General features: G+C 60.6%; 21 protein-coding genes. 11 read left to right on the top strand and 10 right to left on the bottom strand.

Going from position 1 to position 26,857, the window contains the following annotated elements; genetic code table 11:
• Positions 1–190: 190 nt before the first annotated feature.
• Entirely contained in the window at positions 191–1,378 is a 1,188-nt protein-coding gene (locus K9857_RS20040) for a pyridoxal phosphate-dependent aminotransferase (protein ID WP_224538594.1), read from the bottom strand.
• A gap of 24 nt (positions 1,379–1,402) precedes the next feature.
• On the opposite strand from K9857_RS20040, the gene K9857_RS20035 reads away from it, so the two are divergent.
• The 3 genes from K9857_RS20035 (at position 1,403) to K9857_RS20025 (ending at position 2,928) form a co-directional block, all read left to right on the top strand.
• Positions 1,403–1,639, top strand: coding sequence for a hypothetical protein (locus K9857_RS20035; protein ID WP_224538592.1), 237 nt, complete (start codon positions 1,403–1,405; stop codon positions 1,637–1,639).
• Between the two features lie 202 nt (positions 1,640–1,841).
• Complete coding sequence (locus K9857_RS20030) at positions 1,842–2,129, top strand: helix-turn-helix transcriptional regulator (RefSeq protein ID WP_224538590.1); 288 nt, start codon at positions 1,842–1,844, stop codon at positions 2,127–2,129.
• Between the two features lie 124 nt (positions 2,130–2,253).
• Positions 2,254–2,928 carry a response regulator gene (locus K9857_RS20025; RefSeq protein WP_224538589.1) on the top strand — a complete coding sequence of 225 codons (675 nt, stop codon included), beginning with the start codon at positions 2,254–2,256 and terminating at the stop codon, positions 2,926–2,928.
• A gap of 9 nt (positions 2,929–2,937) precedes the next feature.
• On the opposite strand, the gene K9857_RS20020 is transcribed toward K9857_RS20025, so the two are convergent.
• Together K9857_RS20020 and K9857_RS20015 are read right to left on the bottom strand one after the other, a co-directional pair.
• The gene (locus K9857_RS20020) at positions 2,938–3,786 is read right to left on the bottom strand and encodes an RHS repeat-associated core domain-containing protein (protein ID WP_224538588.1); all 849 of its coding nucleotides are present in this window, start codon (positions 3,784–3,786) and stop codon (positions 2,938–2,940) included.
• Positions 3,787–3,815: 29 nt separating this feature from the next.
• Entirely contained in the window at positions 3,816–3,971 is a 156-nt protein-coding gene (locus K9857_RS20015; protein WP_224538587.1) for a hypothetical protein, read from the bottom strand.
• Positions 3,972–4,062: 91 nt separating this feature from the next.
• Here K9857_RS20015 and K9857_RS20010 point away from each other — a divergent pair, with 91 nt between their 5' ends.
• The 5 genes from K9857_RS20010 (at position 4,063) to K9857_RS19990 (ending at position 11,879) form a co-directional block, all read left to right on the top strand.
• The gene (locus K9857_RS20010; RefSeq protein ID WP_224538585.1) at positions 4,063–6,564 is read left to right on the top strand and encodes an RHS repeat-associated core domain-containing protein; all 2,502 of its coding nucleotides are present in this window, start codon (positions 4,063–4,065) and stop codon (positions 6,562–6,564) included.
• A 235-nt stretch (positions 6,565–6,799) separates the two neighbouring features.
• On the top strand, positions 6,800–7,354 hold the full coding sequence (locus tag K9857_RS20005; RefSeq protein WP_224538583.1) for a fimbrial protein: 555 nt from the start codon (positions 6,800–6,802) through the stop codon (positions 7,352–7,354).
• A gap of 82 nt (positions 7,355–7,436) precedes the next feature.
• Positions 7,437–8,195, top strand: coding sequence for a molecular chaperone (locus K9857_RS20000; RefSeq protein WP_224538597.1), 759 nt, complete (start codon positions 7,437–7,439; stop codon positions 8,193–8,195).
• Positions 8,196–8,229: 34 nt separating this feature from the next.
• Positions 8,230–10,728: a fimbria/pilus outer membrane usher protein gene (locus tag K9857_RS19995; protein ID WP_224538595.1), complete on the top strand. Its 2,499-nt coding sequence runs from the start codon at positions 8,230–8,232 to the stop codon at positions 10,726–10,728.
• Positions 10,729–10,787: 59 nt separating this feature from the next.
• Entirely contained in the window at positions 10,788–11,879 is a 1,092-nt protein-coding gene (locus K9857_RS19990) for a fimbrial protein (RefSeq protein WP_224538582.1), read from the top strand.
• Positions 11,880–12,291: 412 nt separating this feature from the next.
• Here K9857_RS19990 and K9857_RS19985 read toward each other — a convergent pair whose 3' ends face one another.
• The 7 genes from K9857_RS19985 to K9857_RS19955 form a co-directional block, all read right to left on the bottom strand.
• Entirely contained in the window at positions 12,292–13,749 is a 1,458-nt protein-coding gene (locus K9857_RS19985; protein WP_224538580.1) for a hypothetical protein, read from the bottom strand.
• 138 nt (positions 13,750–13,887) lie between these two features.
• Positions 13,888–16,080: an autotransporter outer membrane beta-barrel domain-containing protein gene (locus tag K9857_RS19980; RefSeq protein WP_224538578.1), complete on the bottom strand. Its 2,193-nt coding sequence runs from the start codon at positions 16,078–16,080 to the stop codon at positions 13,888–13,890.
• The gene (locus K9857_RS19975; RefSeq protein WP_224538576.1) at positions 16,070–16,303 is read right to left on the bottom strand and encodes a hypothetical protein; all 234 of its coding nucleotides are present in this window, start codon (positions 16,301–16,303) and stop codon (positions 16,070–16,072) included. The genes K9857_RS19980 and K9857_RS19975 overlap by 11 nt, the downstream gene beginning before the upstream one ends.
• A gap of 22 nt (positions 16,304–16,325) precedes the next feature.
• Positions 16,326–18,317 carry a hypothetical protein gene (locus K9857_RS19970; protein WP_224538574.1) on the bottom strand — a complete coding sequence of 664 codons (1,992 nt, stop codon included), beginning with the start codon at positions 18,315–18,317 and terminating at the stop codon, positions 16,326–16,328.
• A 347-nt stretch (positions 18,318–18,664) separates the two neighbouring features.
• On the bottom strand, positions 18,665–20,290 hold the full coding sequence (locus tag K9857_RS19965; protein WP_224538572.1) for a methyl-accepting chemotaxis protein: 1,626 nt from the start codon (positions 20,288–20,290) through the stop codon (positions 18,665–18,667).
• A gap of 270 nt (positions 20,291–20,560) precedes the next feature.
• Positions 20,561–21,697, bottom strand: a complete 1,137-nt coding sequence (locus tag K9857_RS19960) for a glycerate kinase (protein ID WP_224538571.1) — start codon at positions 21,695–21,697, stop codon at positions 20,561–20,563.
• A gap of 250 nt (positions 21,698–21,947) precedes the next feature.
• Positions 21,948–23,060, bottom strand: coding sequence for a sugar diacid recognition domain-containing protein (locus K9857_RS19955; RefSeq protein ID WP_224538569.1), 1,113 nt, complete (start codon positions 23,058–23,060; stop codon positions 21,948–21,950).
• 172 nt (positions 23,061–23,232) lie between these two features.
• Between K9857_RS19955 and K9857_RS19950 the strand changes: the two genes are divergently transcribed.
• From K9857_RS19950 to rarD, 3 genes are all read left to right on the top strand, one after another.
• Positions 23,233–24,546, top strand: coding sequence for an MFS transporter (locus tag K9857_RS19950; protein ID WP_224538568.1), 1,314 nt, complete (start codon positions 23,233–23,235; stop codon positions 24,544–24,546).
• A 108-nt stretch (positions 24,547–24,654) separates the two neighbouring features.
• On the top strand, positions 24,655–25,668 hold the full coding sequence (locus K9857_RS19945; protein ID WP_224538566.1) for an aldo/keto reductase: 1,014 nt from the start codon (positions 24,655–24,657) through the stop codon (positions 25,666–25,668).
• 274 nt (positions 25,669–25,942) lie between these two features.
• A complete protein-coding gene (rarD, locus tag K9857_RS19940) occupies positions 25,943–26,824 on the top strand; it encodes an EamA family transporter RarD (RefSeq protein WP_224538564.1) in 882 nt (293 codons plus the stop codon).
• The last annotated feature ends 33 nt before the right edge of the window (positions 26,825–26,857 follow it).

Below are 26,857 nucleotides of genomic sequence, written 5' to 3'. Positions count from 1 at the left end.
GAACCACTGTGGGAGCGAGCCTGCTCGCGATGGCGGTGGGTCAGGCAATGAAGATGTCGAGGCTACCGGCCTCATCGCGGGCAAGCCCGCTCCCACAAGGTTTTGCGTTGAACCGGATTTTGTGAACAACCCGCAAACCTGTGGGAGCGGGCTTGCCCGCGATGAGGCCCGCATTTGCAACACAAAACTGTCAAGCCCGCCGCGCCTCGAGCATATCCGTCGCACACAATGCTATCCGCCGACAGGCATCAGCCAGTTGCAGCTGACTCACCACCAACCCGATCCGAATATGCCCCGCCGCACTCGGCCCGAAGGCTTCGCCGGCCAGCACCGAAACCCCATAGCCCTCAAGCAGCCGCTCGGCAAAGTGCTGGGCGCTGAGGCCGGTCTGGCGCACGTCGACCATCACGAACATCCCGCCATCCGGCCGGATCGCGCGCAATCCCGGGCAATGGTTCAGGCTGTTGCACACCAGGTCCCGGCGCTGGCGATACTCCTCGCGCATGATCGCCACTTCCGGCAGTTGCTGGTCCAGCGCCAGCTGCGAAGCCTTCTGGATGAACTCGGGAATGCCGAACAGCATGCACATCGACAAATGATCCAGATGATCGGCCAGCCGCTTCGGCCCGATCACCCAGCCCACCCGCCAACCGCTCATGGCATGGGACTTGGACAGACTGTTGATGGTCGCCGTGCGCTCGGCCATGCCCGGCAGGCTGGCGGGGCTGATGTGTTTGCCCTCGTAAAGCAGATCGCTGTAGACCTCGTCACTGATCAACCACAGGTCATAACGCACACAGAGCGACGCCAGTTCCTGCCAGATCACCAGCGGCAGACTGGCCCCCGTCGGGTTGTTCGGGCTGTTGAGCAAAATGGCGCGGGTCTTGGGGGTGATCAGCGCCGCGACATCCAGCGGATCGACCCGGAAAGCGTTTTCCGGACGTACCGCCACCGGCACCACCTTCGCGCCGATCGCGCCAAACACCCCTTCATAGGTCACGTACATCGGCTCGGCGACGATCACCTCGTCGCCCGGATCGAGCAGACACTGCGCCACCGAATACACCGCACACTGCGCACCGGGAAACACCACCACATGTTCCGCCGACACCGCCTGCCCGCTGCGCAGCCGGTGACTGCGGGCAATGCTGTCGCGCAGGCCCTGGGTGCCGCGCACCGGCGGGTAATGGGTGTCGCCCGCCTCCAGGCTGTCGATGGCGGCGCGGACGATGGGCTGGGGTGTATCGAAGTCGGGATCGCCGATCGACAGCAGCAGCACATTGATGCCCTGCTCGCGCAGTTCCAGCGCTCGATCGTGTATCTGCCAGGCGGCCGCACCGTCACCGGCGATGCGTTGGGTCAAAGCTGAGTAGCGCATGTATTCTCCTGTCGCGCGGGCTCCATGATCACAACCCTATCTGAAATCTGTCATTGCGCCAGTACGGCCTTTCAATTCGACGGACGGCCAAATCGATGGACGCCCGATGGAATCGATGCACCTGACATTTCTATCAGTGGCCATCAATCGCTGCTGCCGTTAACGGCCGGTAAAAAAATCCGTCTTTTCAAAAAATTATCGGCGAAACGCAAGACTACGCCTCAGGAAGAAGAATCCTACGGCAAGCAGTATTTCCGCTGACAGCCATTTCCCATTTGCCTGATTACAGTTCGCCACCTGTAATTTGTGACAGGTTCCAAGGTTCGAGAATCGCGATATAAGGAAGCCGTCCCTCCAGCGCCGTACCGGCGACTGAAGGACGGTCGCGCGAACCACACCATCACGCAGTAGGAAGATTCCGTCGCGCCCACGCCATCAATGATGATGAATGGGAGATCCACTTATGTACCGCTCCATTGACGCATCAGTTCAATCATCGCCAACCCAGGTCAACTTCGAACTGCACGAAAGCCCGCCGCCGCCCAAGGCCATCACCCTGACCATCAGGGAGAAGGAAATCCTCAAGTGGGGCGTGGCCGGCAAGTCGTCCTGGGAAATCGCCAAGATCTGCGAATGCAGCAAGGCCGGGGTGAATTACCACTTTTGCAACATCCGCCGCAAATTCGGCGTGCGATCGCGCTGGGCCGCCATGGCCAAGGCGCTGGAACAGGGCTTGATTCAATCCCCTTGAGCCAGCCTCTCTTCAGCGATCAGCGCAGTATCGATCCCTGTTGAGACCCTGTATGACGCTGCAACGAACACCGCAATCCACACCTTCCCACCCCTCCCGCGCAGATGCCTGTGACGATACCTCCGTGTCGCACAGGGTCCGCCCGGGCAACCCTTTGCGCATCATCCTGGCGGACGATCACCCCGTGGTTCTCAAGGGCGTGGAGATGCTGCTGCGTGACACCGCTGCGAACTGTTCCATCGTCGCGCTGGCCAGCGATGCCGATGAGCTCATCGACCATATGACCCGCACACCCTGTGATCTGGTGGTCAGCGACTATTCGATGCCCTACGGACATTTCCCCGATGGTCTGGCGTTAATGGGTTACGTGAGGCGCCATTTCGCCCATGTTCCGTTGATCGTGATGACCATGCTGCGCAACCCTTCGCTGCTGCGGGCGCTGTTGAACAAGGGCGTTGGAGGTTTATTCGACAAGCGCAGCCCGTTGAACGACCTTAAACGCGCCGTGAATCGGGTGGCCAAGGGTCAGCCTTATCTGTGCCCGGGGTTTGCGCGGATGTTGAATAACCACGGGCTGAGCTCTGCAGTCCATGAAGCTGCTTTGGTGAGTTTGTCGGAGCGGGAACTGGAGGTGGTGAGGTTGTTCGTGCAGGGGATGTCGGGGCGGCAGATTGCGGCGCAGTTGAATCGGAGTGAAAAAACCATCAGCCGGCAGAAACGCACCGCCATGGACAAGTTGGGGCTTGGCCATGACGGTGGGTTGGTGGAGTTTGCTCGGGTTAGTGGATTGGGTGAATGAGAACAATTACTACGACTGACGTAACTCCGCTATTCGAGCTAGCCATTTCGCAATTTGATTTTCATCGACCATGTAATGGTGACGTTGATTTCTCATTTCTCTGATTTTCCCATCCAGTCTTTGTATCTCGGCTGAGTTGGGGTTAGGTGTAATTTCCAGTGTTTTGGGTCTGACTGCGGTAGGTGGTTTTGAAGGCTGTGTAGATTTCGAGGATGGACCAGGTTTCGGCCCAATTTCTGCCGGACGGACATCCTTGATCGGGCGCTCGACGCTCACGCTTTTTTGTTGTGCTTGCGGGGCGGCGTTTTGCACACCGGTGGCATTTCCGTCTCCACGGCTGGACATTGCAATCGGACGTTTTGTACTTGTATCTGGTTTGGTCCGGGCGGGAGCTGCCACTTCAGAACCCGCATTCACGTTACGTCCAGAACGTTGCATTGGTGGTCCCGAATACGCATACCAACCCGCCAAATCCGGATCATACTGCGAAAAGTCTTTTGTCGTCAGTCCCAGCTCCGGTGCACTCCGGGTGGCAAAATCCGGATCAATGACACGGACCAAACCACGGGCCAAGCCACGTACGTGGCCCGTCGAATCCTTAAACTTGACGGGATTACCTTCAACATACGCATACGGATTAATACCCCCCGCCCCAAACGGACTCCATCCCACCCCATCCGGGCTCTTGAACCGCATCACCAACGGATCAAACATCCGATACCCCTTCCCCAAAAAATACTGCCCGCTAAACGAATCCTTCAACTCCCCGTTAAACCCGATCCGACTCTCTCCCCCCGCATCGAACCCATACGCCGTATAAACCACATTCCCCCGCCCCTGCTCGCTGACCTCGGACAACACGCTGCTCTTGTCGTCCCCGGCCAGCATCAGGACTTTGGGCCATCACTCTCCTCGCGCTGGGCCAGCGGCTGTCCGTTACCATACATGAAGGTGGTGCGCTGATCGCCGTCAACCCTGTTCGCCGGCTCATCATTGCGATAGAAGACACGCTCGTTGACGCCATCACCATTGGCCCCGGTCAAGGCATCCTCGCCGTCATAGACATAGCCCCTGGACGCCCCGCCGCCCACCCGATACCGTTACGACGTTCTGGGTCGCCTTCTCACCAACACGTTGCCCGACAGAACGGTCATCAGCCATACCTATGCTGCGCACAGTGCCAAGCAACTGCCGACGTCCATCACTGTGCAGCCCGGCAATGCTCAGCTGCCACCCAGGACACTGGGTACACAACAGTTCGACGGGCTGGAGCGTTTGACGAGGATCAACGTCGGCGGACGCATTGAACAGTTGCACTACGAAGGGGGGCGGCTGCAGATCAGTCGTCGGGTCACTCCCGCAGGAAAGCACATCGACGTTGAATACAAGCCGGGACTGACCTATCGGCCAACGGCCATCAAACCACCTGAAGGCGATGCCACCTTCGATTACGACCCGCTCAATGGTGAACTCGCAACCTCAAGCAATGCGCGGGGTACCTTGAGTTTCACCTATAGCCAGGCGGGACATCTGGATAGCGAAACCTGGAAGGAGCCAACTACCGCGCAGCCATGGGTCACACGCTATACCAGCTCGTTGAAGGGTCGGCTGATGCTTCGCACCGATATTGGCAATGAGGTTACCGAGGCGGAGTATCACAAAACCAATGGGCGCATCATCGCAATGCGCCAGGGCCAATTGCAGGCCGCTTTTGAATACGACGCCTGTGGACGTTTGTACCGCACGACCAGCACCGATATGGGCAACGGCAACACGCTGACCACAACTCTGGCGTTCGATGACATCGGCCGGGAAATCGAGCGCACCCTTGAGTTGAATGATGCTCAGGGTCAACCGGTACAACCGGTTCGCAGCATTGAGTTGAGTTACCTGACCGATGGCAATGTGAAAAGCCGGCATCTGCGAGTCGATAACAGAACCGCGCTGCTGGAAAACTACGAATACGACTTGCGCGGCCGGTTGGAAGTGTATGCATGCTCGGGCGATCAGTTGCCCAAGGACCGATTCGGCAACGCCATAGTCAAGCAATACTTCGAATTCGATGCCTTCGACAACATCACTTACAGCCGCACCGACTTTGATGACGGCAGCCAAAACATCACGCACTTCAGCTTCGCTGACGAAGACCCTTGTAAACTGATCAAGGCCGTTCATAGTCATTTCGACTATCAGGAGCTGGCGACGGATTTCACCTACGATCCCGACGGCAACCTGATGCACGATACTCAAGGGCAGCAGTTGCACTACGACAGTCTTGGCCGGCTCATGGGTGTCAGCACGGCGGCTGGTCAACCCATCACCAGTTATGACTACGATGCCCATGACATTCTGGTGGCAACCAAAAACGAGGATCAGCCCGAAACCCTGCGATTCTATTCAGGCGACCGATTGAGCGACACAATCCACAATGGCCAGCATACCCAATTGCTTCATCTTGATAGCCAGCCGTTGGGGCAACAATCACCGGGAGACGGTAGCCAAACGTTGCTGTTATTGAGCGACGCCAAACATTCCGTAATCGCGGAAAGCCAAGCCGACCAATTGCGCAGTGCGATGTACACCGCCTACGGAGAATTCAGCAGCGATGCACCATTCAAGAGTCTCCTGGCCTTCAATGGCGAAGTGCGCGATGCAGTCGGCGGTTGGTATCTACTCGGCCAGGGCTATCGCGCCTACGACCCGTCCCTGATGCGTTTCTTCAACCCGGACCCATCAAGCCCCTTCGGTGCCGGCGGTATCAACTGCTACAAGTACTGTTCCGGCAATCCGATCGCGTTCAGCGATCCAAGTGGTCGTACGCAACAAAATGATCTCATTACCAACCCCTGGTTTGGTATCGGGGTGTCCGTTGCAACGGCGATATTCGGCATCATCGTTTCGCTCATTACATTCAATCCGGGACCGGCGGCCGCTGCTTTCAAACTCTCGACAGCGTCAGCCGTGGGTACCCTGATTGTGAATACGGCCGGCATTGCGGCAGCCACTGTCGGCGCAACCACGAGTGCGCCTGTCTTTGTGGGAGCGGCTGCTGCATTCACCAGCGGAGTGGCAAGTGCCTACTCTCTCACAACTACAATAGGGACAACGTTCGCGTCGTTTGGGGTGGAAGGCGCAAGCGCGTTCGTTCAGGACGAGCACGCAAACCGGTGGCTGACCCTGGTAGCGCTGGCCGTGGGTGCAATTGCCCTACCGGGCTTGAAAACGTTCAAACCACCCAAGTTTTACAAGGCACCAATTAAATCCAGCTCTGGTTCGGACAGGTATTTTGAAGAGCATTTTCGAACGATGATGGATTATGAAGCCGACGTCATGAGTGGAACGGATAAAGTCACCACTGTTCTTGATGTGCCGGACTTCTCAAATGCTCGAAAGGTGAGAGCTCTGCGATACAAACTGTTTGAGGCAGCAGCAACCGAAGGAGCCGACCCGATTCCTACACAGGGTGTCGAGTACTCTGGGCCGCAAACTACAACCCGCAAAAAAGGGCCCACGATTACAACATCGAAAGCGACAATTGAAGAAAGCCCGCCTGAAAGAAGGCAGGAATTCATGCGCGGCAGACAATCGAATCACAAGAAAAATCGCACGTTCAGAGTGTTGGAAGAATTGATTTAACAACCATCGGCCAGGCAGTCCTCATACGGTTGCCTGGCTTTTTTGCGTTCTGAATCCATAGATAAAGCATTCCCCCAATTGAGAGATCTCTCATATCCCCTCCCCCCACCCCTCTCTAACATCCGCCCGCCGAAACACCGATTCCCCTTCACTAAACACTCTCACGCCTTAACCCGCGTACCGCCCCCATGCCGTTTCGGCTTTTCGCACGGAGGCACTAAAAGGATTTGTACACATGAAAAAATCGCTCATCGCCCTGACCCTGGGTCTGGCCGCTTCCCTGGCGGGCACCTCCGCTTTCGCCAACAGCGTTGGTCAGGTCAACTTCACCGGAAACATCAATGCCAACACTTGCCCGGTTTACCCGATCGATCCGGGTACCGGTGCTCCGGGTCCGATCAACCTGGGCAGCGTGGCAGCCGTTGATTTCGGCGGCACGGTCGGCACCGAAGTCGGTGGTCGTGAATTCGCCCTGCTGATCAAGGACGGCGCGGCCTGCAACTTCGCCGTTGGCGACACCGCCACCGTGCAGTTCGACAGTACCCACGGCAACGCCGGTACCGACGGCAAGTACTACGGCATCCAGACCGGCGGCGCCTTGGGCGTTGCCCTGGCGATCAAGGACAACGATGACAAGCACATCGACAGCGGCACTCAGTCGAAGGCTTACCCGCTGAACCCGGTCGGTGAAACCCGCATGATGTTCAACACCAAGTACCGCTCCGTGGCGGCCACCGTCGCGCCAGGCCCGGTGATTGCCAACGTCAACTTCATCGTCGCCCTCCCTTAAAACTCACCCTTGAGCGCAGAGCCCGTCTGCGCTCAAGGGCGTGCGCTGCATGGCGCGTCCCCGCATCGCCCTGAGGTATTTCATGTTTCATTCGATCAAATCCTTGAGCCGGCACAGGACCGCCCGCGGCGGTGCCATGGCTCTGCTGTTGCTGTCGGTGCACGTACCGGCCAGCCACGGCGCCCTGACCTTGAGCGGCACCCGCGTGCTGTTCGAGAGCGATAAACGCAGCGTGTCGCTGGTAGTCGCCAACCCCAGCGATAAGCCGTATGCGGTCCAGGCCTGGGTCAACACCAGTTCCGATGACACCACCACTGCCGTGCCTTTCGTGGTGTCGCCGCCGTTGTTCCGGGTCAATGCCGGCAAGAAGCAGCAACTGCAGATCAACGGGCTGCCGAACACGCTGCCGACCGACCGCGAGTCGCTGTTCTTTTTCAACGCCCAGGAAATCCCCCAGGTCGAGGCGGACCAGGGCAGCAACGTGCTGAACATCGCCATCCGCACTCGCATCAAGCTGTTCTATCGGCCGAGCCAGTTGAAGGACAACCCGAATCTGCGCCTCAAGGATTTGCAATGGTCGGTGCAGCAAGTGGGCGGCAAGACCGGTCTGGTGGTGAACAATCCGACGCCCTTTCACTACACCTTCCACCGCGTGGAAGTGAGTGCCAACGGCCGCACGCAGACCCTGGTCACCCCGCCGATGGTCACCCCGCTCGACCGCCAGCTGTACCTGCTCGACCAGATCAAGCCGGGCCCCGACATGCGCGTGTCCTTCACCACCATCAATGACTACGGCGGCATCACCCCGGCCATCAGCCAGCCACTTCAGATCAGCCGCTGATCGCCCCTCGCATTCACTAGCCAGGACGTAAATGATGATTGCTTTCAAGGGCCGTCGGCGCGTGCCCGCTCGCCAGCGTTTTGCCCAGCTTTTCTTGATCGGCAGCGGCAGCGCCGCCCTCGTCGAGGCAGGGCCTGCGCTGGCCGGGGCCCCGCTTTCCTTCCAGAGCGGCTTCATGCACCAGGGCTCCGGGCAGCCCGCCGATGCCGGCCACCTTGCCTTGCAGGCGCTGGCTGAAACCCAGGCGCTGGGCCCGGGGCGGTATCAGGTGGAGGTGCGCGTCAACCACGAATACCGCGGTCGCCACGAGTTCGACTTTGTCCCCGACGAATCCGGCGAGCTGGCGCCCTGCTTCAGCGCCGCACAGCTTGAAGCGTTCGGCGTGAAGCTCGATGCGCTGGCCAACCCCGAACAGCTCGGCGCCGATTGCCTGCAACTGAGCACCTTGATCGAGGGCGCGCGCAGCGAATTCGACGGTGGTGCGCTGCAACTGGCCCTTTCCATTCCGCAGATCGCCATGCGCCGCGACGTCGCGGGCTACGTCGACCCCGAGCGATGGGACGAGGGCATCAACGCGGCGTTCCTCAACTATCAGGTGTCCGCGCAACAAGGCTCCAATCGCAACGGTTCCAACAACAGCCAGGACCTGTTCCTCAACGCCGGCGTCAATCTCGGCCCGTGGCGGCTGCGTACCAATCAGAGCGGGCGTCAGGACAGCCACGGCGAACGGGAATGGACCCGCGCCTACACCTACGCGCAGCGCGACCTGCCGGGCATGAACGCCAACCTGACCCTGGGCGAAGCGTTCACCGGTGGCGATGTGTTCAAGAGCGTGCCGATCAAGGGCGCGCTGGTCAGCTCCGATGCCGGCATGCTGCCCGATTCGATGCAAGGTTATGCGCCGGTGATTCGCGGCGTGGCGCTGAGCCGCTCGCGTCTGGAAGTGCGGCAGAACGGCTATCCGATCTACTCGACTTACGTCAGCGCCGGCCCCTACGAGATCGATGACCTGAACACCGGCGGTGGCGCCGGCGAGTTGGAAATCATCCTGACCGAAGCCGATGGCCAGGTTCGGCGCTTCACCCAACCCTACGCCTCGCTGGGTAATCTGCTGCGCGAAGGCAGCTGGCGTTACAGCGCCGCCGTCGGGCGCTACAACTCCGCCAGCCACATCGACGACCCGCTGATGTGGCAAGGCACCCTGGCCATGGGCAGCGCTTTTGGTTCGACTTTTTATGGCGGCCTGCTCGCCAGCGAGCATTACCAGGCAATGAACGTCGGCATCGCCAAGGACCTGGGCAGCATCGGCGCCCTCGCCCTGGACATCACCCGCTCCGATGCCGATCTCGACACTCGGGAGCTGGACTCGGTGCAGGGCACCAGTTACGCGATCAAGTACGGCAAGACCTTCCCCACCCGCACCAGCCTGCGCTTTGCCGGTTATCGCTATTCGACCGAGGGCTATCGCGATTTCGATGAAGCGGTGCGCCAGCGTAGCCAGGACGCCAGCTTCCGTGGCAGCCGCCGCAGCCGCCTGGAAGCCGCGGTCTACCAGAACCTCACGCCGCAGAGCTCGCTGACGCTGTCGTTGTCCCAGGAAGATTTCTGGCGCAGCAACTATCAGCGTCGGCAGTTCCAGTTCAACTTCAACACCCAGCACAAGGGTGTCGGTTACACCCTGTTCGCCAGCCAGTCGTTGAGCGATCGCGAGCAGCACAGTGATCGCCAGTTCGGCTTGAGCGTGACGCTGCCGCTGGGCTTCGGGCACACCAACTCGGCGACTTTCGACGTCCAGAAAAACGGCAACACCCACAGCCAGCGCGCCAGCCTCAACGGCAGCCTGGACGACAACCGCTTCAACTATCGCGCCGCAGTGGCCAACCAAGACAATCGCCAGCAATCGGCGGAACTGTCGATGGGTTACCAGACGCAGTACGGCAACGTCGGCGCCGGCGTCAGCCAGGGCAACGACTACCGCAACCTGTCGATGAACGCCACCGGCGCCGTGCTGCTGCATGGCGACGGCATCGAACTGGGTCCGTATCTGGGGGAAACCGCAGGCCTGGTGGAAGTGCCGGGGATCAAGGATGTCGGCATCGCCAACGCGCCGGGCGTACGCACCAATGAACGGGGTTACGCGCTGGTGCCGTATCTGCGCCCTTACCGGATCAACCATGTGGAACTGGACACCGATCAGCTGGGCCCCGACGTGGAGATCGACAACGGCACGGCGCAGGCGGTGCCTCGGCGTGGGGCCGTGGTCAAGACCACCTTCGCCGCTCGTTCGGTCAATCGTATGGTGATCAACGCCACCTTCAACGGCCAGCCGCTGCCCTTCGGTGCGCAGGTGCGCGATCGCGAAAACGCGGTGATCGGCGTTGTCGGCCAGGCCGGCCAGCTGATGCTCAGCGTCGACGATCAGCCGCAATCACTCGAGGTGCGCTGGGCTGGGCAGCAATGCCAGCTGGACATCGATCCGCAGCGCAGCGAGCTGACCGAGGGTTATCGGATGCAGGACTCGATCTGTCGCTGACTTGCACTTATTCAGACGGCGCCGGGTGCGCCGTCGTTCTTTTTTGAAGGAAAACGTTCATGAAATTATCACTGCGCCGGGGCCTTGGCCTGGCGGGGATCGTCGTCGGCTGGCAGCTGGCAACGCCTGCGCTGGCCAACACCTGCTTCTGGGATGGCGCGGCCGGGCCGATGGATTTTCAGGCGGATGTGGGCAGCGTTTATGTGCCGCGCGATGCGAAGATCGGCAGCATCATCGGCGTCGTCGACAAACTGATCCAGACCAGCAACCCCGGGAACCTGGGCATCACTTGCAGTAACGATGGCAGCGTGACCCTTAACTTCAGCGCCTTGCCGACGGCACCCTTCGATCGCCGGGTGCATGAGCCTATTGGCGGAGAGGATTCCAGCGGTAGGATTTTCATGACCAACATTCCGGGGGTCGGTGCGCGTATCACTCTGGAGGTACCGTTCGAAGGGCGATTCGACAATGAATTCGTGCCGATTGGCGGCAAGCCGATCGTGCCGTTCGAGGCACAAATCACCCGGACATTGCTGTCGCCGTTCAAGCTTTCGCGGCTGCGCAGCAAGGTGACGCTGGTGAAAACCGGGGTGATTCCACCGGGACCGCATCAGTTGAGCCGGCAGCTGTTCGACGGGCATTTCACCGGGGTCGGCAAGGGTTTCATGTACGGTTTGAGAGGCACCGTGGTGCAGTCGCAATGCGCGGTGGGCGCCAACCCGGTCAGCGTCGACCCGGTGCCGCTGGGTGACTGGAACACCTCGGACTTCACCCATCCAAGCTTCACCACCGCCCCGACCAGCTTCACCATCAGCCTCACCAGCTGCCAGACCGACCCCACCGGCGGTAACGAGGCCACCGCCCACATCCGCCTCGACGGCGCCAACGGCTCCCTGCCCGAAGGTGACGGCAGCCTGGGCATCTTCAACCTGAGCCCGACCTCCACGGCGGCCGGAATGGGCATCCAGATCCTGCGCGGCGACGGCGTGACGCCAGTACCCTTGGGCAGCGACGCGGATTTCGGCTTGATCGAGGACGGCAAAGACAAAGTGCTGGATTTCAAGGCGCGCTTCTACCAGCTCAAAAACAGCGCCGACATTCGTGCGGGCAAGGCCGAGGGCTCGCTGAGCTTCACCCTCACCTATCAATAAACCGAGTTTCCTGGAGCACTGATCCATTGTGGGAGCGAGCCTGCTCGCGATGATGTCGGCACAATCAACATCGATGTCGCCTGACCCGCCGCCATCGCGAGCAGGCTCGCTCCCACAGTTTTTGATCTGCTGCTAACACAAATTCAGAGGGCACCCAGTACCGCTGTAGGAGCGAGGCTTGCCCGCGAAGAGGCCGGCACATTCAAAATCATCTGAGCCTGACACTCCGCCTTCGCGGGCAAGCCTCGCTCCTACAGGGGTTGGCGGTGTGCATACCGTATGGGCTACACCACCAATCCACTGTGGGAGCGGGCTTGCCCGCGAAGGCGCCGGCACAATCAACATCGATGCTGCCTGACCCACCGCATTCGCGAGCAAGCCCGCTCCCACAGTTTTGGATTTGCGTGTGCTTTCAGTCCCTGAGCATCGGCCGCAATTCGATGAACGGAAACCAGGTGGTGCCGTCGTCGAAGCTGACTTTGGTCAGGACCACGAAGCGTACGTCGCTGGTCAGGCTGCGCAGGAATGTTTGGGAAATGGTGGCCGAGACGCCGGCACTGGCTTCTGCCGGCAAGACCTGGTGGGCGTCGAGCAGGGTTTCGGTTTTGCCCGAGCCGGTCACCGTGACGGTGATGAGACAACGGGTGCTGATGTAGGACCAGACGCGCTGGAAGATCGGCACGCCCGCGGCGGTGATTTCGCTTTTGTACACCGGGTCGCTGAAGGGCGCGGCGAGCTGGGCGCCGTGGAATTTGCTGGCTGGGAACGCTCGCACTTTCAGGGTCAGGCGTCGGGAGGGCATCTCGGTGCCGTCGGGCATGTGAATGACGTAAAACACCGGGATCGTCTTGTCGAGAAAACCGCCAATGATCGACTTGTCGATCTGCACCTCACGCGCATCCGGATCGACAGGCACACACACCGCCCCCGGGCTGCCCGGCTCCCCCAGGCAAACCTCCAGCCGATCGTCCTTATAGAAAATCGCCTCGGCAGGAATGATGACCGTCGCCCCCTGCAACGTCGCTTCCGGATTGAGCTCGGCCCAGTCCGCCGGGTCATCGTTGATTTGCCTGATCCAGGGAAATGGCGCATGACGAGGCGGTCGGATGGCCGCCACCAGCAACTCCACCGGATAGGACTCGCCACTGGCGTTCGTCGCCCGGTCCTCCACCCGATAAGTCACCTCCCGCTTGCCATCGCCCTGATAACGAATGAAGTCGCCGGTGAACGTCAGGGTGATCGGATCGTTGTAGTTGAGGCGTGTCAGCGGCTCGCTGCGTACCTCCCCCGAACCGCCATCGCCCGGATTTTTCCAGGTGGCGATCACCACATCCCCGGGCGCCGGGGTGCGGTAAACCGGAACGATGGCCAGCAACTGGTCGTTGTGTTGCGGATCTTCAAGATAGTCAGCGGTCAGCGCATTGGGCGGCAGCACCGCAGGCGGGAAAATCAGCTCGCTGGCATTGGCCAGAATCGGCGGGCTTTTATCGATGGTGACGTTGACCGGCACCGATTCACGGGTCGTGGAACCGTTCCAGGGCAGGACCCGATAGAACAGCGAATGAACCCCCTCCTCCAGCCTGGCCGCGGGCACCTCGGCCCAGAACTCGGCATCGTCGATCGGCCCTTCCAGTTTCCGCTCATGAACGGGCGTAGTTCTGTCATCAAAAAACAGCTGCAGCGTATCAATCATGCCGGGGCCCTGCGCCGAATCGCCCCACCGCTCGAACTCGACCCGCAGCGGCTTCAACCACCCATCCTTGGGCAGCAGGTTTTCCTGGCCGCCTTCGAACTCGGGAAGTACATCGATCAGATCGGGCGGCGCAAGGTCCACCCTGACTTCCTCAAATGGCTGCGACTGTCTGGACATGTCTGATTCCTCACTCATGAAAGCGAGCCGGTAAGACTACCGCTGAATGCCAGACCGACAGGACCCTGGATAAGTACGCGTCTTGTTAATCCTCAAGCGCTGATGCAGGCGCCCATCGACGCCTGCGTCGGAACGCATTTACCAGCTGTAACGTGCGCCGAAGTTCAAACCCCACGGCTGTTCGATCTTCTCGCCGTTGCTGTAATCGGCATCGGCGTGCAGCGAAATCCGCTCGCTCACATTCATCGCGACGCCGAAACCCAGCTCGCCACGGGAACCCGATAGATCGTTGGTGAAGGTGTTGTTGTTGACGTCGACGTCATTGTTGTTGGCGAACTCATGCACGTAGGCCGCACGAACATAAGGCTGCACCACCTTGCCTTCACCCAGGTCGTAGTTGCGCCCCACCGTGGCGCCGACCTTGCCCAGCAACGAGCGGGTGCGATCGCTATCGGCTTGCAGCCCGTTGTCCAGGTCGTAGCTCTGGCCCTTGACCACCAGTGCGGCAGCCTGCGCGTACGGCTCAACATAGAAACCATCGGCCAGCTTGATATGCCGCCCGAACTCCACGGACGCACCGACACCTTCAGTGTCGTAATCGCCCTTGGTCCGGGTGCCGTCGCTCAGGTGCACATCGGCTTCGTTCTGGTAGCGGTTGAATTTCAGCACGCTGTCCAGGTAGTAGCCGGTCTGCTTGTCCAGCCAGGTGGCGTAGCCGCCAATGTAGTAACTGTCCACGGTGCCGCTGCTGCCACGGTCCAGGTTCAGATCGGATTTGCTGTAACCGGCGAGCAAGCCCACCAGCCACTGACCGTCACCGAACGGCAGCGGCGCATCGGCGCCGAACGACAGGCCCTGCTGGTTTTGCTGGTAGTCCGCCACCCCGGTGCTGACATTGAACTTGTTGCCATAGGCGCGCACCCAGCCGCCGGCCTTGCCCTCGTCCAGGCGCAACTCGCCCATGCGGCTGCGCATGGTGGTGAGCTCGCCATAGAACACGGTCGGCAGGGCATCGGCCAATGCCAGGACAGTCTGAGTGCTCGGGCTGACCACTTTCGACGCCGTGTCGAGGAACCAGTCATTGCTGCCCTGCTGGATCAGGTCGTAGGAAAACGCCCCCAGATCCACCGGGCCGCCGACCAGGGAAAACGTTGCATCGCCACCACCGGTGTGAATGACCGGCAGCGAAGCGGCGGCCACCGGCTCGGAGCCGCTGGCATCAATCAACACTTGGTGATTGCCGGTGGCGTTGCCGGTGACGGTCAGGGTATCGACCACACCAAAATTGGTGTGCATGTAGAAGGTGCCGCCGGTACCGGACAGCTCGCCCACGGTCAGCTTGAAGAATTCACCGGGATTGCCGAACTGCACCCCGCCACCGTTAAGTGCCAGGTTGGCAACGCTGCCGTCACCGACCATCACCCAGCGCGCATCGCTATTGATGATCAGGCTGTTGACGTTGTCGAGCTGGCCGGTGAGCGTGGCCTGGTTCTGCAGGGTGAGATTGGCGGTGGCCCCGGCCTCGGCGCTGACGTCGCCGACCAGCGCGCTGTTGTCCACCACCATGTTGGCGATGGAGGTGCCACCGACTTCAAGGATCTTGCCGTTGCCGCCGGTCAGCGTCGAACCGTTCTCCACCCGGATATCGGCGGTGATGGGCGCCGCGCTGAAGTTGGTCACGCTGATCGCAGAGCCGCTTTGGCCCTCGACCTTGGTGCCGCTGAGCGTCAGACGGTTGTTTTGTGGAACATTCGGGTCGGTGGTCATGACGATGCCGTTGATGCCACCCTGAATCGTTCCGCCGGTAGCGGAGACCCGACCGTTGGCCATCTGCAAACCGAAGCCGGATGTACCGACCAGAGTGGTTCTGACCAGATCCAGCTCACTCGTACTGCCCACGGTAGCGCCTGTCGTGCCGCCGGTAATTGTGACGTCAGTGACCGTTGCCTTCGAACCTTGGTTGACCGGCGCACTGCTTTGCAGCGAAAGCCCGGTCCGGCCGGCAGTAATGGAGCCACCTGAAATCGTTGCTGAACTGTCCTGCAAAAACACCCCGGTCAAGGCGGTCGTGGTCACGGTGGTGCCGCTCAAGGAGAGGGTCGAGCCGGTTTGCGCAGTGATGTCCTGAGTGCTTGCACCATTGGAAATCAGGTTCGAGGCATTACGCACCAGATAGGTGTCTGACGCGGTATTACCATCAATACGCTCCGTCTGGCCGTTATCGACAATGCCGGCCATCGTCTGAGTACTGGCCAACAGCAGGGGCATCAAGGTCAGCCACTTGATGGAGGCGGACAGAGGATTCAACGCGAATGCTTTTTCAGTTTTCATCAGACACCGCAGTAATAAAGGTCAAAGAATGGGTCCGCCTGACCTGGCGAACCCTGCTTGAACATGCAAAGGCGGCGAAGACTAAAGAGAAATCTCTTAAAAAAATGTAGGACTTATCCGAAGCAACACCCTTTTCTGTAGGAGCGAGCTTGCTCGCGATGTAGTCCGATGCACCGCTGGGTGTCAGGCTGTCAGCGTCATCGTTGACGACCATCGCGAGCATGCTCGCTCCTACAGAATTGGGTTCAGGGTCTCGGGATTCTGCAATGGGCATTGAGTTCGAACACGGCGATCATGATGCTGGCCAGCTCGGATTTCACATCGGTGCCCCGGACAACGATCTGGTACATCGCCTTGCCGTAGCCGAACTGATTGCCGGTGTCATAGGTGGGCTTGAGGCACTCCACATAGGGAATGAACCAGAGGAGGCCGTTGCTTTCCTCCTCCCTGGTCACAGTCAGCCGTTGCTGCCGATCGGTGTCCGGCAAAAGCGTCACATCATCCCAGTCAAAGGTTGCCCATGAAACGTCGACCTCCACGCCTTCCTTCAAATAGTTCGAAACCGGAATTTTCACGTAGATGCCCCACTCGCCGTCTTTCTCCTCCAGCCCATCGCAATTGATGAGGTCTCGGTCCGGGTGCTTGTTGGGAAACTCGATGTCAGGAAGCTTGACGATTTCAACCTCGACATCGATCAAGGTCGGCAGCGACTGTTGCGGGTTGATCAGGCCTGGGCGCGTGATGGTGTAGTGCAGCGGCAATTGCTTTATGACCGGAACCTTTTCGATATCCGCCCAGGGGATGACGATCGGGATTTTCTGGTCGACAGTCTCCGTCCCGACGATGGCATAGGCTGGTGACGAGACCGCTTCACCGTTCCAGTACAGCGTCAGCAGGTCGCCGGCGAGCACATGGTCAAGTATGTCCTTGGTCAGGGTGATCGTACCTTGGGCATCCTCGCCGATATCTGCGGGCACCAGTTCGGTGTTGCTGCCGCTGGAGCTGAGGAACTCGACCAGTCCCAGCAACGGGTTTTCCGGGCCAGGGTCGGGGTTGGGCGGGCCGGCCACTCTCAGGTTGACGTTGACGGTAATGGAGGCTTTCGAAGGAATTGCGTAGTCACCGCGATACACCTCGTAGTCCACCTTTATTGGCTGGCTGTCAGCCCCGGCAAAGTCGTATTCGCCGTTGATGACATCCCTCGGCACTGTGATCGTCAACGGAAACGGCAGGTGCGCACTGATCGCCGTTCGCGGCAGGCGCGTGCCACCCCAGGTAATCACAATGCCATCCGCCTCCTGATAATCCGCAATGGGGTCGATCCACACAGTGGTGGGGAGAGCCGCATCGGCGCGATCGATCACGCCATCGTCTTCGGCCAATGGGACGCTGCAGGAGTCCGGGTCCATGGGCAATTTGCCCAGTGCCACCTGAACCGGCGTCGGGTACGGCATGTCGCTGCGGTTTCCGGCTTTGTCGTACAAGAAATAGACGATGTACATCAACATTGAGCCGAGTTTGCGGACCGAGGCCTCGGGAATGGTGATTTGACGAGTCAGGGGAAGACCGCCCAGAAAAACCAGTTCTTCGCGATCCGGCTCCTCTGTTGGTGGCTCTTTCAGCAATGCCACAGCGAGCGTGACCGCACCCTTCTTTTCCTCTTCAAAATCAGGCACTTCGCAGTTGATCCCCTTGTCCCGTGTCAGGACCTCTTCGGTGATCAAGGGCTCATGAACAATGATGCTTTTCGGAACGCCCGGCCTGATCGGCCCGGTTCTGTCGAGTTCAAACGGCGCTGGCAGAGAGTCGATGATCGGGCTTAAATTCCAGGGTTCCAGGCGGCATCGAAGCTGAAACTTGCCTTCCATGCCTGCGGTGAGGTGGAGTGGAATTTCTTTCTCCAGCGGGAAATTACTGGACGGAAAATCGGTAGTGTTGCCGAACTCTTCCATGGAAATCTGTACATACTGGGATTCGGGAACCGTGATACGTCGCATTTCGACGAAGAGCGTGTTGACGAGGGTGTTCGGGAAAACCGGTCGATCCGCCCATTCTTTGACCGTGAACCTGATAGGGTCATCCGCGAAATCGATGTGAATCAAACCATCGGCGTCGCCTTCGATAATGTCGGTCATGTCAGGCGGAGCCAGCTCCTCCTGTCGCCGGGCCCTGAACAACTGTTTACGGTAATCGCTGCGCACCTGTTCGGCCGTGCGTGTTCTTTCTGAATCTGCCATGTCCAGTGCTCCAAAACGTTCGAGTTAAACCACGAGCGTGCTCATGGTTTTCAAATCGGTTTTTGGCAGTTCGATTGATGGCTCGAACACTGCAGTACTACGTCCTGTCGTTCTGCCTGGCCGTTTGGGCCTTCGCGGATTAAGCACGCTTTGCGGAGGTTTCGATACTGTCAGACTTGACAGGTGGGTTTTTATACAGGGGTGGCTTTACGGCCTGTGGAGTGTGCACGATCTGTAGGAGCGAGCTTGCTCGCGATGGTGGCTCGGACACCGCTGGGTGTCAGGCTGCCAGCGTTATCGTTGACGACCATCGCGAGCGTGCTCGCTCCTACAGGAAGCGGGTTTGATCAGATGACGAAGCGCGCCACCATCGCATTCAGGTCCACCGCCAGGCGCGACAGTTCGTGGGTCGCGGCGCTGGTCTGGTTGGCGCCGGCGGCGGACTGGGTCGCCAGGTCGCGGATGTTCACCAGATTGCGGTCCACTTCGCGCGACACTTGCGCCTGTTCTTCCGAGGCGCTGGCGATCACCAGGTTGCGCTCGTTGATCAGGTGGATCGACTGGGTGATCTGCTCCAGCGCCACACCCGCAGCGCGGGCCATTTCCAGGGTGGTCTGGGTACGCTGATTGCTCTGCTGCATCGACGACACCGCCTCGCCGGTGCCGTTCTGAATGCCGGCGACCATCTTCTCGATTTCCTGGGTGGACTGCGCGGTGCGGTGGGCCAGCGCCCGAACTTCGTCCGCCACCACCGCAAAACCACGTCCGGCTTCTCCAGCGCGGGCCGCTTCGATTGCCGCGTTCAATGCCAGCAGGTTGGTCTGCTCGGCGATGGCGCGGATCACGTCCAGCACCTTGCCGATGTCCCTGCCCTGCTCCGCCAGCCCTTCGATCATCATCGCGGTGTTCTGCACGTCGTGGGTCATGGTCTGGATCGCGTCGACGGTTTCCACCACGCGGTCGCGGCCTTCGCGGGCGGCCTGGGTCGATTGGCTCGAGGCTTCGGAGGTCGAGACAGCGTTGCGCGCCACTTCTTCCACGGCGGCGGTCATCTCGTTGACGGCGGTGGCGGCCTGTTCGATTTCGTTGTTCTGCTGATGCAGCCCGCGGGAGGCTTCTTCGGTGACGGCGCTCAGCTCTTCGGCAGCGGCGCCCAGTTGCGTGGCGGAACCGGCGATCTGCTCGATGGTTTTGCGCAGGTTGGTTTGCATGGTGGCCAGGGCACCGAGCAGACGGCCCGGTTCGTCCTGACCATCGACCTCGATGGACTTGCTCAGGTTGCCGCCGGCGATGGTTTCGGCAGCCTGCACCGCGCGGCTCAAGGGCGAGACGATACTGCGGGTCAGCAGCCAGGCCAGCAACACGGTCATCAGCGCCGCCAGCACTGACACGGCGATGATGCCGTTCACGGCGCTGTTGTAGTTGCGTTCGGCAAGTACACCGGCTTCCTTGGCGCCATCGGTGTTGTAGGTCACCAACTGACCGAGCTGCTCGCCCATCTTGTCGGTGCCGTCCTTGATCCGGGAGTTGATCAGGCTGCGCATCTCATCGACGCGGTTCTGCCGCGACAGGTCGAGCATCTCGCGCTGGGCCTGCATGTAATCGTCCATGGTCGCGCTGAAGATCTTGTAGAGCGCCGCTTCCTGCGGGCCCGCCGGCAATTGGGCGTAGGCGGCCTGGGCCTTGCGTGCCTTGTCGTTGAGCACGCCGATGCGGGTTTCGGCTTCCTGCAGGCTGGCCGGATCGCGGTTGACCAGAATGCGGAACGACAGGATGCGCATGCGCAGCACGTTTTCGGTGACGTTACCAAGATAGGTGACGCTGGGCAGTTGGGTGCTGCCCATGTCGATGGAGGACTGACGGATGATCGACATGCGGTTGACCGCGAACACCCCCAGCACGACCACCAGCAAGGCGATGAAGGCGAAACCCAGGAATGCACGAGGCGCGATGTTCAGTTGACGCAAGGACATAGGACGATACTCGGGTAATGAAAGCGGCGAGCGTCCATGCCGTGATCACTGTCGGCCATCTGCGTGACCGATCAGTCAGACGCTGAACGCGTCTGTGATCTTTATCGGCGGGAGTTGCGGATGTTGATGGTGGCAAAGAAATATTTTTCGGCCAAACCTGAATACCTGTAGGAGCGAGCACGCTCGCGATGGTCGTCAACGATAACGCTGGGCATCTGATGCCCCGCGGTGTCCCGGCCACCATCGCGAGCGTGCTCGCTCCTACAGGTTTTATTTCCCGGCGATTCGCCAGACCCGCGCAATGTCGCTCGCTCGCTCGCGCAGCAATCGCGGCGCGTTCATGCACGCGTCGTCCAGGGTCATCGGCCCGCTGACCAGGGAGAACGCGGCGTCGATGCCGTGGGCGTAGAGATCCTGGTAATCCTCACCCAACGACCCGGCGATGGCGATCACCGGCACGCCCCGCTCACGGGCGATCTGCGCCACGCCGAAGGGCGTCTTGCCGCGCAAGGTTTGGGCATCGAACCGCCCTTCCCCGGTGATCACCAGATCGGCACCTTCGACGGCTTCGGCCAGGCCCACCAGCTCAGCCACCACTTCCACCCCGGGCATGAACTGCGCCCCGAGAAACGCCTTGGCGGCAAAACCCAGGCCGCCCGCCGCGCCACTGCCCGGCTCGTCGCGCACATCTTTGTTCAGCACTTTCGCGCAGTGATCGGCGAAGTGGCCGAGGGCGTGATCGAGCAATTCAACCTGCTCCGGCGAAGCGCCTTTTTGAGGACCGAACACTGCGGAGGCGCCTTGAGGTCCGCAAAGCGGGTTGTCGACGTCTGCGGCGATGTCGAAACGCACGGAGGCCAGACGTGGGTCGAGTTCGCTGATGTCGATGCGGAACAGATTCGCCAATGCCAGACCGCCCGGTGCGAGCGGCTCGCCCTGGGCATCGAACAGTTTCATGCCCAGCGCCTGCAACGCGCCCGCGCCGCCGTCGTTGGTGGCGCTGCCGCCGATGGCCAGAATGATGCGCTGCGCCCCTTCGTCGAGGGCGTAGCGGATCAATTCACCGGTACCGTAGGTGCTGCTGACACAGGCATTGCGCAGAACGACCGGAACCAATTGCAATCCGCTGGCTTCGGCCATTTCGATGATCATGGTGCGGCTTTCGGGCAACCAGCCGGAGCTTGCATGGGCGGTTTCGCCAAGGGGGCCGCGCACTTCGGCACGGTGCCGTTCGCCGCCGCATGCCGCCAGTACCGCCGCGACAGTACCCTCGCCCCCGTCGGCCATCGGGCAGGTGATCACCTGCGCATCGGGCCACACTTCCCGCCAGCCCAAACTGATAGCGTCAGCCACGTGTTGAGCACTGAGGCTGTCTTTGAATGAGTCAGGGGCAATCACGATTTTCATGGGAATTCTCCAGTTCCAATACCCTCATCCTGCCAGTCGCCAAACACGATGACGCCGGTCTGCTGCACAAGGGAGCAGGAGGATTATTGTTCATTTCCACAAAAGCATCGGAATCGCACCACAAAACCAATGTGGGAGCGGGCTTGCTCGCGAAGAGGCCGTGTCAGTCGACATCATCATCGACTGACACACCGCATTCGCGAGCAAGTCGAATCGTCGCACCGCCGCTCCCACAAGGGATTTGTGGTGATCATTGAGGATCGGGCAACAACTGCACCCCCAGATACAACGCCAGCATCCCGTCCAGCCGCAACGGATCAACCCCGCTCAACTCGGCAATCCGCTCCATGCGATAGCGCAAACTGTTGCGGTGAATGCCCAGGGCATCGGCGCAGGCCTGGCTCTGGCCGTCGTGGTCGCACCAGCTGCGCAGGGTCGCCAGCAGTTGGCCGTTACTGTCCTTGGCGATGACTTTGCGCAAGGGGTTGAGCAGTTCGTCGAGGGCATCGTCGTTGCGATGGCGCCAGAGCATCACCGGCAATCGGTAGCGGTTGAGGGTCAGCAGCCTGGAGCGCGGCAACACCTCGCGCCCGTAGGCCAGCAAGTCACCTACCCGCCGATAGCAACGACGCAACCCGGCCAGCCCATCGGCCTGCCCGCCCACGGCGATGCGCAAGATGTTCCAGCCCAGAGCGTCGAGCTTTTCCAGCAGCCGCTCATTCTCCACACTCTGGCTGGCCGGCCGGCACCACAGCAGCGACGACTTGGCCGAACTCACGCACCAGCTGTCCGGGTAGCGCGTGGTCAACCAGGCGCTGAGCGCCTCGACGGTTTGGCCCGGCCCGTGCTCCAGGCCCAGCTCGAACAGATACGGCACCCGCGTCAAATTCGGTTTGAGCCCCAGTTGCTGCGCCTCGTCGATCAACCGTGGCGAGTCGCCCGCCTCGCTGAGCAACAACGCCAGCAGATCATCGCAACGCTGGCGCCGCCATTGCTGTTCCGCCTGTTGGTTGCGCTGGCCCACCAGCATTTCGGCAGTCATGCGCACCAGGGCGGCATAGGTGCGCAACTGATCGGGCTCGCCGGTGATGCCCAGCACTCCGATCAAACGCTGGTCGAGCATCAGCGGCAGGTTGATGCCCGGCTGCACGCCCTTGAGATGAATCGCCGTCTGCGCATCGATCTCCACCACCCGACCGTTGGCCAGCACCAGTTGCGCGCCTTCGTGGCGGGTGTTGATCCGCTCCGGCTCGCCGCTGCCGAGGATCAGGCCCTGGCTGTCCATGACATTGACGTTGTACGGCAGGATAGCCATCGCCCGGTCGACGATGTCCTGGGCCAGGTCGTGATCGAGTTCGAACATAACGGGGATCCTTCAGAGAGTGGGTGACGCGCGGTTGTTCACCCGCACAGGCCTTGAATGCAAACCCTGTGCTCAGGCACAAAGACAGCGGCCACGGCGGTGGCCGAGACTCTCAAGGCGATCAACGTTACCCTTTGCATCGCAAAAAATCATAATAAAGAGAGAGCCCGCCATGTCACAGAGCGCCGCCGCTACCCAGGCCATCGTTGACGAGAAAAATGCCGTCTACAAACGCATTACCCTGCGTTTGATCCCCTTCATTTTCATCTGCTACCTGTTCAACTACCTCGACCGGGTGAACGTCGGCTTCGCCAAGTTGCAGATGCTCGACGCGCTGAAGTTCAGCGAAACCGTCTACGGCCTCGGCGCCGGGATCTTCTTCATCGGCTACGTGCTGTGCGGCGTGCCGAGCAACCTGGCGCTGACCAAATTCGGCCCCCGCCGCTGGATCGCGCTGATGATGATCACCTGGGGCACGTTGTCGACTTGCCTTTTGTTCGTCACCACGCCGACCGGGTTCTACACCCTGCGCCTGTTCACCGGCGCCGCCGAAGCCGGCTTCTTCCCCGGCGTGGTGCTGTACCTCTCGCAGTGGTTCCCGACCTTCCGCCGCGGCCGCATCATGGCGCTGTTCATGTCGGCGATCCCGGTGTCCGGCCTGCTCGGCAGCCCGTTCTCCGGCTGGATTCTCAACCACTTCGCCGCCGGACAAGGCGGCCTGGCGGGCTGGCAGTGGATGTTCCTGCTGCAAGGCATTCCGACCGTGATCCTCGGTGCGCTGGCCTACTTCCTGCTCAGCGACAGCTACGCCAACGCCAAGTGGCTGACCCCATTCGAGCGCTCGGTACTCGAAGCCGACCACGCCGAAGACCTGGCCAACAAGCCCAAGACCACCAGCGATTCGCTGGCCGCGGTGTTCAAGAACCCGGCAATCTGGGCGTTCGGCCTGATCTATTTCTGCATCCAGAGCGGCGTCTACGCCATCAACTTCTGGCTGCCGTCGATCATCAAGAACCTGGGCTTCAGCGACAACCTGCTGATCGGCTGGCTGAGTGCGATCCCGTATCTGCTGGCCGCCGTGTTCATGCTGCTGGTCGGCCGCTCCGCCGACCTGCGCAAGGAACGCCGCTGGCATCTTGTCGTACCGATGCTGATGGGTGCGGTCGGCCTGCTGATCGCGGTGAACTTCGCCGGCAACCCGACCATCGCCATCCTGGGTCTGTCCATCGCCACCATGGGCGCCCTCACCGGCCTGCCGATGTTCTGGCCGGTGCCGACCGCCATGCTCAGTGCCGGCGCGGCTGCTGGCGGTTTGGCGTTGATCAACTCCATGGGCCAGATGGCCGGTTTCCTCAGCCCCTATCTGGTGGGCTGGGTCAAGGACAGCACCGGCTCGACCGATGCCGCCTTGTACCTGCTGGCGGCGGTGATCGCCTGCGGCAGCCTGCTGGCGCTGCGCATGACGCGTACCTTGCGTAACCAGTGATCCTCCGGGCGCCGAAGCCCCGCGACTTCGGCGCCAACAATTCATTTTGATCCCCCGGACGTTTCTGGTATTTGATGAAGCCTTTCCCACCGGTAAAAGGACTTCAACATGAGCTATCGCACGCTGGGTCAATCGGGTTTGCAGGTCTCGACCCTGACCCTTGGCACCATGATGTTTGGCGAGCAGACCAGCGCCGAAGATTCCCTGCGCATCATCAACAAGGCCTGGGATCAGGGCATCAACTTCATCGATACCGCCGACGTTTATACCCAGGGACGCTCCGAAGAAATTGTCGGTGAAGCGATTGCCGGCAACCGCCATGAATGGGTGCTGGCCACCAAGGTCGGCTTCGGTCCGGTGGATGGCGTGCCGAACCGCAGCGGCCTGAGCCGCAAGCATGTGTTCAATGGCATCGACGCCAGCCTCACCCGTTTGGGCACCGATTATCTCGACATCTATTACCTGCACCGCGAGGACCACAACACGCCGCTGGAAGTCACCGTGTCGGCGATCGGCGATCTGATTCGCCAGGGCAAGGTTCGTTATTGGGGGCTGTCCAATTACCGTGGCTGGCGCATCGCCGAAGTGATTCGTGTGGCCGATGCGCTGGGGGTCGACCGTCCTGTCATCAGCCAGCCGCTGTACAACATCGTCAACCGCCAGGCCGAAACCGAGCAGATCACGGCGGCGCAGAACTATGGCCTGGGTGTGGTGCCTTACAGCCCGTTGGCCCGTGGGGTGCTCAGCGGCAAGTACGCGCCGGACGTGGCGCCAGACGCCAACAGCCGTGCCGGGCGTCAGGACAAGCGCATCCTGGAAACCGAGTGGCGCCCCGAGTCGTTGCGTATTGCCCAGCAGATTCAGCAGTACACCCTGGAGCACGGGGTGGGAATTGTCGAGTTCGCTATTGCCTGGGTGCTGAACAACGGCGCGGTGACCTCAGCCATTGTCGGCCCGCGCACCGAAGCGCAGTGGGATGCCTACACTAAGGCGCAGGCGGTGAAGATTACGGCAGAGGATGAGGCATTCATCGATTCACTGGTGACGCCGGGGCATGCTTCGACACCGGGGTTCAATGATGTGAGCCATTTTGTGTCGGGGCGCAGGGCGCGGTTGGCTTGAGATTTATCGCGAGCAGGCTCGCTCCCACAGGGTCCGGGTTGCATCGGGATTTGCGTACGCCACGGTCAATGTGGGAGCGGGCTTGCTCGCGAAAGCGTCGGGTCAGACACCATCATTGTTGAATGTCAGTCCGCCTTCGCGAGCAAGCCCGCTCCCACAAGGGTTTTAGCTCTTGGTTCGGGATTGTTGGAAATATTGAGCACCCGACCAATATTCAGCACAAAAACCACGTATCCTCCGCACCCCGTTTTACCTTCGACTTCGCGAGGACAGTTTGTCTAAAGGCATTGCTCTATCGGTTTCAGCCTCGGTGCTGTTTGCCGTCATGTATTACTACACCTCGCTGCTCACCCCTTTGAGCGGCGTGGAGATTTTTGGCTGGCGCATGATGCTGACCGTGCCCTGCATGACCGTGTTCATGGTGGTGTCCGGCGAGTGGCGGCGCGCGGCTGACCTGCTGCGTCGGGTCGCGGCGCAACCGAAACTGGTCGCGGGCCTGATTGTTTCTGCGGCTCTGCTCGGCGTGCAACTCTGGCTGTTCATGTGGGCGCCACTCAATGGCTACAGTCTGGATGTGTCGCTGGGCTATTTCCTGCTGCCGCTGGCCATGGTGCTGACCGGGCGCATCGCCTACGGGGAAAGCCTGTCGTACCTGCAGAAGATCGCGGTGTTCTTCGCCTGTCTGGGCGTGATCAATGAGGTGTACCAGGTTGGCGGTTTTTCCTGGGCCACGCTGGTGGTGGTCGTGGGGTATCCGCTGTATTTCGTGCTGCGCAAATGGCTGAAGACCGACAACCTGGGCGGGCTCTGGGTGGACATGACCCTGATGCTTCCGGTTGCCTACTGGTTCGTGCACGGGGGTGAACAGGGGTTTGGGGTGTTCGATCAGTACCCTGCCCTGGCGTGGCTGATCCCGCTGCTCGGCCTGATCAGTGCATCGGCCTTGGTGGTGTACATCATTGCCAGCCGTTTGCTGCCGTTCAGTCTGTTCGGGTTGCTGAGTTATGTGGAGCCGGTGCTGTTGCTGGGCGTGGCGTTGTTGCTGGGGGAAAGCATCAAGTCCGGGGAATGGTTGACCTACATTCCGATCTGGCTGGCGGTGGTGGTGCTGGTGTTTGAAGGGTTCAAGCACTTGATGCGGCAGCGTAGGCCGTAAGAACACCAAAAACCAAATGTGGGAGCGGGCTTG

Source organism: Pseudomonas sp. REP124 (assembly GCF_020164475.1).
Lineage (GTDB): Bacteria > Pseudomonadota > Gammaproteobacteria > Pseudomonadales > Pseudomonadaceae > Aquipseudomonas.
The sequence above is the reverse complement of the archived record's forward strand: the minus strand, read 5'-3'. Positions and strand labels throughout refer to the sequence as shown.